At 38.1% G+C, this 12,444-nt stretch carries 12 protein-coding genes; 8 read left to right on the top strand and 4 right to left on the bottom strand.

What is annotated here, in order from left to right; all coding sequences use genetic code 11:
* Positions 1-7 precede the first annotated feature (7 nt).
* From EAX61_RS07535 to EAX61_RS07520, 4 genes are read left to right on the top strand one after another with little or no spacing between them, the layout of a single operon-like run.
* The gene (locus EAX61_RS07535) at positions 8-1,132 is read left to right on the top strand and encodes a GTP cyclohydrolase (RefSeq protein WP_121917070.1); all 1,125 of its coding nucleotides are present in this window, start codon (positions 8-10) and stop codon (positions 1,130-1,132) included.
* Between the two features lie 30 nt (positions 1,133-1,162).
* Positions 1,163-1,897 (top strand): TlpA family protein disulfide reductase, encoded by a 735-nt coding sequence (locus tag EAX61_RS07530; protein ID WP_121917069.1) that lies wholly within the window; start codon positions 1,163-1,165, stop codon positions 1,895-1,897.
* Positions 1,898-1,901: 4 nt separating this feature from the next.
* A complete protein-coding gene (gene trhA, locus EAX61_RS07525; RefSeq protein WP_121917068.1) occupies positions 1,902-2,546 on the top strand; it encodes a PAQR family membrane homeostasis protein TrhA in 645 nt (214 codons plus the stop codon).
* Positions 2,547-2,601: 55 nt separating this feature from the next.
* Positions 2,602-3,912, top strand: coding sequence for a DEAD/DEAH box helicase (locus EAX61_RS07520; RefSeq protein WP_121917067.1), 1,311 nt, complete (start codon positions 2,602-2,604; stop codon positions 3,910-3,912).
* A 68-nt stretch (positions 3,913-3,980) separates the two neighbouring features.
* Here the strand turns inward: EAX61_RS07520 and EAX61_RS07515 are convergent, their stop codons facing one another.
* Together EAX61_RS07515 and guaB are read right to left on the bottom strand one after the other, a co-directional pair.
* Entirely contained in the window at positions 3,981-4,865 is an 885-nt protein-coding gene (locus EAX61_RS07515; RefSeq protein WP_121917066.1) for a hypothetical protein, read from the bottom strand.
* 187 nt (positions 4,866-5,052) lie between these two features.
* Positions 5,053-6,525: an IMP dehydrogenase gene (guaB, locus tag EAX61_RS07510; protein WP_121917065.1), complete on the bottom strand. Its 1,473-nt coding sequence runs from the start codon at positions 6,523-6,525 to the stop codon at positions 5,053-5,055.
* A 262-nt stretch (positions 6,526-6,787) separates the two neighbouring features.
* Here guaB and EAX61_RS07505 point away from each other — a divergent pair, with 262 nt between their 5' ends.
* Complete coding sequence (locus EAX61_RS07505) at positions 6,788-7,642, top strand: OmpA/MotB family protein (protein WP_121917064.1); 855 nt, start codon at positions 6,788-6,790, stop codon at positions 7,640-7,642.
* A 42-nt stretch (positions 7,643-7,684) separates the two neighbouring features.
* Here EAX61_RS07505 and EAX61_RS07500 read toward each other — a convergent pair whose 3' ends face one another.
* Complete coding sequence (locus tag EAX61_RS07500) at positions 7,685-8,455, bottom strand: lipopolysaccharide kinase InaA family protein (protein ID WP_121917063.1); 771 nt, start codon at positions 8,453-8,455, stop codon at positions 7,685-7,687.
* Positions 8,456-8,665: 210 nt separating this feature from the next.
* Positions 8,666-9,451, bottom strand: coding sequence for a glycosyltransferase family 2 protein (locus EAX61_RS07495; protein WP_121917062.1), 786 nt, complete (start codon positions 9,449-9,451; stop codon positions 8,666-8,668).
* A gap of 60 nt (positions 9,452-9,511) precedes the next feature.
* Between EAX61_RS07495 and EAX61_RS07490 the strand changes: the two genes are divergently transcribed.
* Genes EAX61_RS07490 through EAX61_RS07480 form a run of 3 tightly spaced genes read left to right on the top strand, consistent with a single transcriptional unit; the run spans position 9,512 to position 12,443 of the window.
* Positions 9,512-10,423 carry a polysaccharide pyruvyl transferase family protein gene (locus tag EAX61_RS07490; protein WP_121917061.1) on the top strand — a complete coding sequence of 304 codons (912 nt, stop codon included), beginning with the start codon at positions 9,512-9,514 and terminating at the stop codon, positions 10,421-10,423.
* A gap of 22 nt (positions 10,424-10,445) precedes the next feature.
* The gene (locus EAX61_RS07485) at positions 10,446-11,006 is read left to right on the top strand and encodes an L-threonylcarbamoyladenylate synthase (protein WP_121917060.1); all 561 of its coding nucleotides are present in this window, start codon (positions 10,446-10,448) and stop codon (positions 11,004-11,006) included.
* A gap of 21 nt (positions 11,007-11,027) precedes the next feature.
* Entirely contained in the window at positions 11,028-12,443 is a 1,416-nt protein-coding gene (locus EAX61_RS07480) for a CCA tRNA nucleotidyltransferase (RefSeq protein WP_121917059.1), read from the top strand.
* The last annotated feature ends 1 nt before the right edge of the window (position 12,444 follow it).

Here is a 12,444-nt window from a genome sequence, read left to right as displayed (position 1 = left end):
AACCCCTATGATTGAAATTAAAGAACTAACTAGTCCTAAAGAGCTCAAGAGATTTGTAAAATATCCATTTGAGCTTTATAAGAATGAACCTAACTGGGTACCACCACTTATATCTGATGAGTTGGAAAGTATGGATCCCGCAAAGAATCCTGTATTTAAAAATGCAACGGCTCGGTATTTTATGGCTTTCAAACAAGAGAAGCCTGTAGGTCGTATTTGTGCGATAACAAATAATATTGAGATCGAAGAGCAAGGCAAGCGTAAAATGCGTTTTGGATGGTTTGACGCGATAGATGATATCGAAGTAACTAAAGCGCTACTAGATAAGGTTGCAGAAATAGGAAAAAAGAAAAATCTAGAATGGATGGAAGGTCCAGTAGGTTTTTCAAATATGGAAAAAGCAGGAATGTTAATTGAAGGATTTGAGTATCTCAATACTATGATTACCTGGTACAACTATCCATATTACAAAGACCACTTTGAACAGCTAGGATTTGAAAAAGCAGCCGAGTGGGTAGAATTTAAAATAAAAATACAACCTGCAGAAAAGCAGAACCCCAAGGTTGCAAAATTCTCAAATATCATCTCAGAGCGTTATAAACTCAAACCTTTAGATTTTAAAACTACTGCCGAAATCAAACCTTACGTAGATGAAATGTTCGGCTTATTGAATAAGACCTATAATACGCTGAGTACTTTTGTACCAATAAAACAGTACCAAATCGACCATTATAAAGATAAGTTCATAAAATATATAAATCCTGACTACATCAAATGTATTCAGGATCAAGAGGGAAGACTCGTTGCCTTTGCTATTGTAATGCCTTCATTTAATAAAGCCCTTAAAAAAGCAAATGGAAGATTGTTTCCTACTGGCTTTTTTCATTTACTGAAAGCTAGAAAGAAAAATGATACTGCTGCTTTTTACTTAATAGGCATTGAGCCAGAATATCAAGGAAAAGGAGTTACTGCCGTCATCTTCCAAAAGATGCAAGAACTATTTAATAAAGAAGGAATCACAGACGTGGAGACCAATCCAGAATTAGAAGAAAACAAAGCGATACAGCAGCTCTGGAAGGGATATGAACACGAACTGCATAAACGTAGACGCACGTATCGTAAGAATCTCTAAGAAATCGCTTCCTTAGATTGAAATAAGAAAATGATGAAAATTTGGACTATTGTTCTACTAAGCGCTCTTTCCTTAACCGCAGCGGCCCAAGAAACCTATTTCAATTTTCAAGGTAAAATCTACTCCACAGATGATTTTCAAGTAGAACTGCAATCTATAGAAAACAATTATTCTGAAAACAGCACTTTTAAATTTACAACTGCTTCATACAAAGTACGCTCTATGGCTGTACGACAAGATTCCATCATCCAGAATGTAGAAGTTATTCTGTCGCAGTCTAATTCGTCTGAATTAGGGATAAACACAGGAGTAGCCGCTATGATTGAGCAACCCCTACCCGACTTTGAACTGCTCAACCTCAATAGTAATTTAAAACGAAATGAAGATTACAAAGGGAAGGTGACCCTCGTAAATTTATGGTTTACGAACTGCCCGCCTTGCATTACAGAAATTCCTTACTTAAATTACCTAAAGGATAGTTATGGAAGCAAGGTAAATTTTGTCGCTATCACCTTTGACGATAAAGATAAGGTGAATACATTTTTAGAACGCAAACCGTTTTATTTTGAACATCTGGTTGATGCAGCGCAATACCTTTCCCGAGACCTTGAAAATAATGCGTTCCCTAAGCTCATTCTTGTGGATGCTTCGGGAACGATTCGGTTTGTAGAAAACGGTGTAATGCTCTCTGGCAATGATCCTTCATACCCCGAACCCGCACTCACAGGACTTAAAGACCAGATTGACTTTCTTCTGAAGCAATAACGGTATGCCGCAAAACCTTTATGTGCCAGCAGATTACAGCCCATTAGAAGAAAAATGGAATGTATATACGCACGGTTTTGGCCTTGTAATGAGCGTGGTGGGATTGTTATTTTTATGCTTTCGCGAAAGCGCAACTATAAAAATTACCATCAGCCTGATAATATTCGGTACTAGTATGTGCGTACTTTATTTTGCGTCCACCACGTACCACAATTCCAAAAACCCTGTACGCCGAAATCGACTTAAAATATTTGACCACGCGGCTATTTATGTTCTCATTGCGGGAACGTACACCCCATTCACGCTGGTAACTCTCGATGGTGAGATAGGCTGGATCATCTTTAGTATTTCCTGGGGAATCGCGTTGTTTGGGATCCTGCTTAAATTATTTTTTACTGGACGATTCGACATACTCTCTACTATATTATACGTGATTATGGGGTGGATTATCGTTTTTGCTTATAAACCGCTTATGACAAATCTAAACCCCGCGGGAATTACTTGGCTTTTTGCTGGAGGCATTGCCTACACTATTGGAGCCGTGTTATACAGTATCCGTCGGATTCCTTTTAATCACGCAATTTTTCACTTATTTGTTCTTGTGGGGAGTTTCTGTCATTATGTGTCCATTTACTTTTATGTTCGGTAATTTATGATATGAACCTTCGTGGTGCTTCCTCATCCAAAATGCTACCTTTGCAGCTATGATAAGCGAACACAAAAATCAGAAGCAGATTTTAGATAAGTTGGGTATTTCTCAACTTAATGACATGCAAGAAGCAGCGCAGCTAGCCATACACGCGTCTAAAGAAGTTATCCTACTTTCTCCCACAGGGACAGGAAAAACACTAGCTTTCCTCCTTCCCACCATTGCCGAACTTGATCCTGAGCTCGAAGAAGTGCAACTACTAATAATAGTACCAAGTCGTGAACTTGCAATTCAGATAGAGCAAGTAGCTCGCGAGATGGGAACCGGATATAAAATACACGCAGCTTACGGTGGGCAGTCCTTCAACACAGATAGACAAGCCATAAAACATAGACCCGCAATTTTGATAGGAACTCCAGGCCGTATTGCAGACCACCTGCGCAGATCTACATTTCCTGTTGAGGATATAAAAACATTAATTCTGGACGAATTTGATAAATCCTTAGAAGTAGGTTTTGAAGGAGAAATGAGCGAGATTTTAAATTTACTTCCTTCTCTAGAAAAAAAGATTCTAACGTCTGCTACTCAGGGTGTAAAAATACCAGATTTTGTAAAGCTTGTAAACCCTGTAGATGTAGATTATCTGCATATTGCAAATACAAAACTAGAAATCAAAGCTTTAATTTCTCCCGAGAAAGACAAAATACATACACTCGTAAAAGCACTCTGTCATTTAGGCAACAAACCAGGAATTATCTTTTGTAATTTTAAGGATACTATAGCTCGTATAAGTGACCATCTTAAGGAGCAGGGTATTGCTCACGGAACTTTTTATGGAGGAATGGACCAGCGAGATCGCGAGCTATCTTTACTAAAATTTAGAAATGGTACGCACCAGTTACTGCTTGCAACAGATCTTGCAGCCCGTGGTATTGATGTGCCAGATATTCAATTTATCATTCACTATCACTTACCCATACACGAGCAAGAATTTACACATCGTAATGGACGTACAGCTCGTATGCATAGCGAGGGAACGGCCTATGTCCTGCATTGGCGCAATGAACGATTACCTGAATTTATGCCTGAAATGGATGAAGAGTTTATACCCGAAGCAAGTATTCCAGAAGCTAGCCCTTGGCAAACGCTTTCTATATCTGGAGGAAGAAAGGATAAAATTTCTAAGGGAGATCTTGCTGGATTTTTTTTGAAGCAAGCGGGAGTGCAACGAGAACATTTAGGAACAATAGAGGTGAAAAATGATCAATCCTACGTCGCTATCCATAAGTCTGAAGTAGTTCATACGCTCCTAAAACTAGATAACAAAAGACTAAAGAAGGCCAAGGTACGTGTCCGTATAGCATAAAAATTCCGAGAAAGGCGTGACGTCTAACTCGGAATTTTAACCTACTTTATTTAATAAAAAAATTAATCTTACTTCATTGTAAATGATGTTTGGGCGATAAGCGCTTCCCCATCAAATACGTTTACTTTATAAACGCCTTCTTCAAAGCCGTCCCCTCTGGGACTTACATTCTCACAAATATCCAAGGCTTGGTTCTCATAAAAGAATTTTGAAATGGCGCTGTAAGTAAGTGAGCCACTTTCAAAATCAATTGTTTTATTATCACCTAAGACGTTGTTATTTGGGTCTATAACCTGTACATATAAAATTCTATCTCCTGCTTCTGCGAGTCTATTCTGAGGAACGGTGTAGCAAGCTCTAACCTTATCTACTCTTCTGTTATTAGAATTTTCTACTAGCTTACCTGAACTACGAATGATTACACCTGTAGCACGCAATTTATTTGCCGCAAGTGCAGAACCTAAACTAACGCGCTCTGCAAGTTTATCATTTTCTATAGTAAGACTGTCTCCTACCCCACGCTGCACCTCCAGCTCATAGCTTGTGCTATCTACACGCATTGCGAGTAATTTATTACTCCCACGAAGACTATCATTTTGTGTAAATAAGAAGTCTCGCTCTTTACGAAGTTTAAAAACTTCTGTGCGGTACTTTCCTAAACTTGCAATAGTTGCATCTTTAGATTCTACATCAAGAATAAGCGCATTTATACGATCTCTTGCTTCGTTAAGTTCTGTATCCTTTAAGTTATTTTCTTCAATTACTACATCATACTTATCTACCATTTGCTTAAGGTCTGCAAGTACGACGTTCTTTTCTTGCTTAAGTTCTGCTTCTTGCTGCCCCTTTTGTTGATATAACTTTACTGCAAAGGCACCTGCAACTACTAATAAAACTGCGAGTATACCAGTTATTATTTTTATTCCGTTATTACTGCTTTTTTCGTTTTCCATAATATTTAGAAATTATTGTTTAATGGTTATACGTTCAACGTAAGATATTGGATTATGGTGTTAACACTTTTGCGAAAGCGTAACATTTAAAATGAATTTAACATTCTACGTTAAAACCTTAATAAATGTAACTATCCATAAAACTAAACCCGTCTCTAGGACGGGTTTCTATAATATAGAATCGCAATTATCTAGAATAATTAGGAGACTCTTTAGTTATTGTAACGTCGTGTGGGTGACTTTCATTTATTCCGCTTGCAGTAATTTTTACAAACTGACCTGTCTCCTTAAGCGTATCAATATCCTTTGCCCCACAATATCCCATTCCTGCTCTAAGACCACCTACAAACTGATGAATACTCTCATTAAGTTCACCCTTATACGGTACGCGACCTACAATTCCTTCGGGAACTAATTTTTTAATATCATCTTCTACATCCTGAAAATAGCGATCTTTTGAGCCTTGTTTCATCGCTTCTACAGAACCCATTCCCCTGTATGATTTAAACTTTCGTCCTTCATATATGATGGTTTCCCCTGGAGATTCCTTTGTTCCTGCAAGTAGTGATCCTAGCATCACACAGTCTGCTCCAGCTGCGATGGCTTTAGGAATATCTCCTGTGTAACGTATCCCACCATCTGCAATTACAGGAACTCCACTACCCTTTATAGCTGCTGCACATTCTAGTACGGCAGAGAACTGAGGGAACCCGACACCAGCTACAACACGAGTTGTACAAATAGAACCAGGACCGATTCCTACTTTTACAGCATCTGCTCCTGCTTCTACTAGATATTTGGCTGCTGCTCCTGTTGCTATGTTTCCTACAACACAATCCAGATTAGGATAGGCAGCTTTTACTTCTTTAAGCACGCTTACTACACCTTTAGTATGCCCGTGTGCAGTATCTATTACAATAGCATCCACTCCTGCTTTTACAAGAGCTCCAGCACGCTCAACGGCGTCTCCTGTTACTCCAATAGCCGCGGCAACACGAAGACGACCATATTGGTCTTTATTTGCATTAGGCTTTTGGGTGAGCTTTGTGATATCTCTAAAGGTAATGAGACCTACAAGTGTATTGTCGTCTTTTACAACGGGTAGCTTTTCTATCTTTTTGTCTTGAAGAATTTCTTCTGCTTCAGGAAGGGAAGTTCCTTCTGAAGTTGTTACAAGATTTTTTGAAGTCATAACCTCGCTTATCGGACGCTCATTATTTCTTTCAAAACGTAAATCACGATTAGTAACAATACCAAGGAGTTTTCCTGCATCGTCTATAATAGGGATCCCTCCAATGCTGTGCTCACGCATTGCTTGTTTGGCATCTGCCACTATAGAGGTTAATGGCAAGGTTACTGGGTCTATGATCATACCGCTCTCCGCACGTTTTACTCTGCGTACTTTCATCGCCTGCGCCTCAATGCTCATATTCTTATGCAAGACACCTATACCGCCTTCGCGGGCAATGGCAATGGCCATACGACTCTCTGTCACCGTGTCCATTGCAGCAGAGACAATAGGTGTATTGAGAATGATGTTGCGTGTAAATTTTGCTTTAATACTTACTTCTCTTGGTAGTACTTCTGAGAAGGCTGGAACAAGTAGTACGTCATCATAAGTGAGACCTTCTCCCAGAATCTTGTTTTCGTGTGCAGTCATAGCAATTAATGTTTATTGTTACGCTTTCGCGAAAGCGGAATCATATCCATCCTCTCGCTATGTAGGCAACAATTAATTGCGTGCAAATATACAGCATATAATCGTACTTCCGATGGTCTGCAATGAAATCCTAAATTGCTTAAGAGAAATGCTAAAATATTGTTAACGGTAATCCAAAGCGCACTACTGACCGTAATTCAAATAGTAAGCGCTAGGAATAGCGTTTTTTTATTTAAAAGAACTTTAATTTAATCCAAAGAAAATGAAATACCGTTTTATAACAGCAAGTATCGCTATTACCTTACTTACGACTTCTTGCGTGAGTAAAAAGAAATTTACAGAACTGCAAGGTAACTATGATGACACACGTGTCCAACTCACAAAAACACAAGTTGAAAAAGAAGCCATAGAAGCAAAATATGCCGCTATAGAAAACCGCGTAGACGAATATAACTCAAAGATTAACGCGCTTAAGGACATAAATGGTACACTAGTTGCCGAAAATGATACTAAATACGACCTCACTCAAGGCGGTGTTATAATGTCTAAGGCTACTAAAGAAAAAATGAATGCAGCGCTTGCAAATGCAAATCCCGCAGAACTTGCAAATGCACGAACCCTAGAAGATAGTATGAATATTGTCGTTTCTCAAAATTTAAAAAGAAACCTAGATGAAAGTATGGCAAATGATGACATTGATATTAATATCGAGGAGAGTGTCGTAATGATAACCATATCTGATAAATTGCTTTTTAATTCCGGAAGCTACCGCGTAAGCTCAAAGGCAAAAGACCTATTGCAACGTCTTGCCGATGTGGTAAATTCAGAACCTTCTATTGAAGTATTAGTTGAAGGCCACACAGATAATCGTACTGTAAAACAAGGAGCTTACATAAAAGATAACTGGGAGCTTAGCGTCGAGCGTAGTACGGCCATTGTACGTGAGTTACAGGATAAATATAACGTAGACCCTGCAAAACTGATTGCAGCAGGAAGAAGTAGTTACCACCCTATTGTAGAAAATGTAGATAGTGACAGTCGTGCCATTAACCGTAGAACTCGAATCGTGATCTTACCTAATTTAGATAAGTTTTTGTCTATGCTTTCGGTTAATTAGAATAACGTTTAAACATTAAGATAAAGCCGTCTGGATTTAAGTCTAGGCGGTTTTTTCTTTTTTCCAGAATTTTAATTTTTTCTTGAAGTTTTGTTTTTTATGAAATCGTTCTTGAAAACCTTGTATTCCCTCCCACATAGCTCCAAATACTAAGTCACTATCCTCACCACTTGCAGTTGCATATGCGGTTGCCATTATCTTGACTTGTGATTCTATTTTAGATAAACGCTCAAAGTTCTTCATACGCGTTTTAAAATCCATAGATCCAAATTTCATCCGATTTAGGTCTACTAGATAAAACTCATAACCATCTTCCTTGATTTTAATAAGCGTGTTTCCTGGAGAGTGGTCTAAAAAATAGATTTCTTTTTTATGAAGCTCATAGGTAAATCTGGCAAATGCCGCAAGTATGTCCTCATTTCCTGCATACGGCGAGTTATCAATTAAATCACGATACGTAAGATCACAATCCAAATGTTCACTCACATAATAACTCCTACCAAAGGTAAATCCTGATTTTTCCTCAAAATATGCAATAGGTAATGGTGTGTGTATTTGTTTTTCTAATAGTTTATGGGCATACTCAAACGAACGTTGGGCTTTAGAGGAACGAATAAATTTGTATGCGACACGATTAATTATATTGGGGATTTTAAAGGACTTTATATTCACCACATTCCCATCAATGTTAAATAACTTTATAGCATTGCGGTTACGATCATCAAATTTTTTGCCTTGCGTTTCAAAATTTTTAATGCTACGCTGTATAGCGTCTTTATTGCCTTTATATGTAATTGAAAAAACTATATTCACAGAGGCAAAGCTACAAGAAATAACAGTATAATATAGAAGAGATATTAGAGCCGTACTAATTTACTAAGTACAGTTGGAAATTATGAATGAGAGGGAAAAATATGACTCTAATCCATTTGTCTTCAGTAAAGTATCCTAATAATTGTTCTAATAAACTTTTGAGCTTGGTGGGTTATTCTTAAAAACCCTGTAATGAATGGTCAGAACCACCTACAGATATTTATTTACTCCGTTCTCACAACTCGTTTTATTCATGGCTATGGTTTCTTGCTGGATGTCCTCATTAATAGACAATCGCTGTTTTGAAGATATCTTGTGCCAAATATGAAATACAATTCCACGATAGCGCAAACGCCTTCCTTTTATTCCTGCATTAACGAGTCTTAGTATAAATTCCGAATCCTCTTTTCCCCAACCTGTCATATCCTCGTTATAACCATTTGCAGCGATAAAATCACTACGCCAGTAGGAAACGTTACATCCTCTTAGTTTTTTAGATATTTTTTGCTGAGGTTTAAAAAAATTACTTAGGACTGGGGAGTGAATGGTCCGCATTTTATTTTTTATCTGCTTAGAACGTAAATTGAAATTGATTTTTCCTTCAGATACAATGCTTTGGGCAAATTCTTCTTTAATATTTACGCGGCTGCCATATAGGTATTGGTTCGCTTTCGCGAAAGCGATATGATCTGCAACAAACTTATTGTGTAAAATACAGTCCCCATCTACCTGTATAATATAATCCGCATTTATAGCTGCGACTGCTTTATTGAGAATAATAGATTTTTGAAATCCATTATCTTCGTGCCAAATATGGTTTACAGGATATGACACTTGTGTTCTAAATGTATCAATAAGATCTTTAGTTTCGGTTGTTGATCCATCATCTGCTATCACGAGTTCATCTGGCGCCTGCGTTTGAATCTGAATACTTTTAAGTATAAGCTCCAGAGCTTCGGGCCAGTTGTAAGTAGAAAGTAAGAGTGCAGTTTTCATTAAATAAAATAATTTAGAACGTCAAAATACCATTGGCTTCTCAGGGTAAAAATAGGGATTATGGCTATCAAAAAAATTATCGGTTCTGTTTTTCCTATGCTGGATAGCGCGAGAAGAAAAGAGTATGTAGTACAAAAAGTTCTAGATAAAAAACAGCAGCATAACGATATACGCAATGTACACGTCGTAAATCCAACTAACGTAGGTGATTACTACAGCGGCCCACACCACTACTTCGACACCCTAAAAGGTAAGTCATTACACCTATCAGACTTTAGAGTTGTAAGCAAAAGCAAACGCGATGCTTGGGCAGATGCAATCTCTGAAAACGCTCTGATTGTTGGAGGCGGCGGACTTTTAAACATCAGACATTTTAAAATGCAAATGGAACTTTTTCAAACACTTGCAGAGCGCGGAAAGAAGATCGTCATTTGGGGAGCTGGACACAATGAAACAAATCGAGCATTATGGGGTAAGGTAAATTCTTATTATATAGATATGAGTGCCTTTGGCCTTGCGGGAACTAGGGATTATTCTATGAAAAATCTTTATGTACCTTGTGTAAGTTGTCTTCATACTATCTTTGACAGAGATTTTAATATAACGCACGATGTAGGCGTAATTTTTAATCATAATTCCATAAAAGACCAAAACTTAGTGAGCAGTCTTTCTAAATATCCATCTACTTCTAACACCAGTAGTATCGAGGCCATGGTCGAGATGATAGGAAAATGTGAGACCATAGTGTCAAATAGCTATCACGCAATTTATTGGGCTACATTACTTGGTAGAAAAACAGTAGCCATTCCGACAACTTCTAAGTTTTTTGACCTTAAGCATCAACCTATAATAAGTACCTTTGACAACTTTGAAGCAGATCTGAAAAAGGCTGTTTCATATTCGGGAGTTTTAGAGGAATCTAGAGAAATTAACAGGGACTTCTATCAGAAAACGATGGACTATCTATCTTAAACCTGAAACTAAAATAATTTTAATGAAAAAACTACACGACGAAGCGCTTGCTGTATTAAAAAGAGGAGGGCTCATACTCTACCCCACAGATACAGTATGGGGAATAGGCTGTGACGCGACCAATGCAGATGCTGTAGACCGCGTTTATAAATTAAAGCAGCGCACACAAGATATGCCACTTATATGTCTTGTGAGCGATTACAAAATGCTCAATATGTTTGTAGAAGAAATTCCAGAAGTAGCTTATGACATCCTAAAGTTTGCTGGAAAACCAACAACACTTGTTCTAGAAGATCCTATCCGAATTGCTCAGAATGTTGTAGCGGCAGATAATACGTTAGGCTTTCGCGTATGTAGAGAGAAATTTTGCAATTTTCTGGTAAAAAAATTCCGTAAACCTATCGTGAGTACAAGTGCAAACGTGGTTGGAGAAACTACACCTATGTCCTTTAAAGAAATAAGTCCCGTCATTTTAGAAGGGGTAGATTATATTGTAGACCTTCATAAGAACAAAAAATCTTCAAAACCATCTGCTGTTATTAAATTAACAAAAGATGGCAAAGTGACCGTAATACGTAAATAAGTACCTCCCAATATCCTACGAATGCCCGATTACAAAAACGCCATCACAAAACCTATTTTTAAAATCATTGCACAGGCGGCAGATGAACTAAACCTAGAAACCTATGTTATAGGTGGTTATGTTAGAGATTATATCTTAAAGCGCGGTGATGCAAAGGATATTGACGTAGTAGCTGTAGGAAATGGTATTACGCTTGCGCGAAAGGTTTCACAACTCTTACCCAACAAGCCAAAAGTACAAGTCTTTAAAACCTACGGCACCGCAATGCTACACTCAGAAGATATCGAAGTAGAGTTTGTAGGCGCCAGAAAAGAATCCTATTCCGAAGACAGCCGAAATCCAGAAGTAGAAAGCGGCACGTTACAAGACGATCAAAATCGAAGAGACTTTACGATAAACGCGCTAGCAATATCATTAAACGCTAAAACATTCGGGCAGCTCCTGGATCCCTTTAACGGTATTTCAGATTTAGAGAGAGGTATCATAAGAACGCCAACAAACCCAGATATTACCTATAGCGATGATCCGTTGCGTATGCTCCGAGCGATACGATTTGCCACTCAACTTGATTTTATAATAGAGCGACAATCTTTAGAAGCAATTACTCGCAATGCTGAGAGAATTAAAATCATCACAAATGAGCGCATCGTCACAGAGCTTCATAAAATACTCTTAAGCAATACACCTTCTAAAGGTTTTCTTCTGCTGGAAAATACAGGCTTGCTAAAACATATCCTCCCAGAACTTGTTGCACTCAAAGGGATAGACGAGGTAGAAGGTCAGAAACATAAAGACAATTTTTATCATACACTAGAAGTTGTAGACAATATCTCAAAGAATACGGATGATGTCTGGTTGCGCTGGGCGGCATTGTTACATGATATAGGGAAAGCGCCTACAAAGCGCTTTAGTAAGAAAGTAGGCTGGACCTTTCACGGACACGAGTTTGTAGGTGCAAAGATGGTTTATAAACTATTTAAACGCCTTAAGATGCCACTAAACGACAAAATGAAATTTGTCCAGAAAATGGTGTTGATGAGCTCCCGCCCTATCGTTATTTCAGAAGAGTTTGTTACAGACAGTGCAGTGCGCAGACTCATTTTTGACGCAGGTGATTACATAGAAGACTTAATGACCTTGTGTGAAGCAGACATTACTACAAAAAATCCCAAGCGCTTCAAACGCTACCATAACAACTTTAAAGTTGTAAGAGAAAAGATGAAAGAAGTTGAGGAGCGTGACCACATACGCAATTTTCAGCCGCCCGTTTCTGGAGAAGAAATCATGGAGACGTTTAATCTTAAACCTTCCCGTGAGATTGGGATTTTAAAAGAGGCTATTAAAGAAGCTATTTTAGAAGGGATAATTCCTAATGAATATGAGGCCGCCCGTAAGTTTATGATGGAGAAGGCTGGTGAGTTGGGCCTAACTACTTAGA

The sequence above is a fragment of the Dokdonia sinensis genome (assembly GCF_003688895.1).
In the GTDB taxonomy this organism is placed as follows: Bacteria; Bacteroidota; Bacteroidia; order Flavobacteriales; family Flavobacteriaceae; genus Dokdonia; species Dokdonia sinensis.
The sequence above is the reverse complement of the archived record's forward strand: the minus strand, read 5'-3'. Positions and strand labels throughout refer to the sequence as shown.

Bases quoted from the DNA above. Each gene is read 5' to 3' on its own strand.
- EAX61_RS07535 (WP_121917070.1), top strand. From the start codon at position 8: ATGATTGAAATTAAAGAACTAACTAGTCCTAAAGAGCTCAAGAGATTT.
- EAX61_RS07530 (WP_121917069.1), top strand. From the start codon at position 1,163: ATGATGAAAATTTGGACTATTGTTCTACTAAGCGCTCTTTCCTTAACC.
- trhA (WP_121917068.1), top strand. From the start codon at position 1,902: ATGCCGCAAAACCTTTATGTGCCAGCAGATTACAGCCCATTAGAAGAA.
- EAX61_RS07520 (WP_121917067.1), top strand. From the start codon at position 2,602: ATGATAAGCGAACACAAAAATCAGAAGCAGATTTTAGATAAGTTGGGT.
- EAX61_RS07515 (WP_121917066.1), bottom strand. From the start codon at position 4,865: ATGGAAAACGAAAAAAGCAGTAATAACGGAATAAAAATAATAACTGGT.
- guaB (WP_121917065.1), bottom strand. From the start codon at position 6,525: ATGACTGCACACGAAAACAAGATTCTGGGAGAAGGTCTCACTTATGAT.
- EAX61_RS07505 (WP_121917064.1), top strand. From the start codon at position 6,788: ATGAAATACCGTTTTATAACAGCAAGTATCGCTATTACCTTACTTACG.
- EAX61_RS07495 (WP_121917062.1), bottom strand. From the start codon at position 9,451: ATGAAAACTGCACTCTTACTTTCTACTTACAACTGGCCCGAAGCTCTG.
- EAX61_RS07490 (WP_121917061.1), top strand. From the start codon at position 9,512: ATGGCTATCAAAAAAATTATCGGTTCTGTTTTTCCTATGCTGGATAGC.
- EAX61_RS07485 (WP_121917060.1), top strand. From the start codon at position 10,446: ATGAAAAAACTACACGACGAAGCGCTTGCTGTATTAAAAAGAGGAGGG.
- EAX61_RS07480 (WP_121917059.1), top strand. From the start codon at position 11,028: ATGCCCGATTACAAAAACGCCATCACAAAACCTATTTTTAAAATCATT.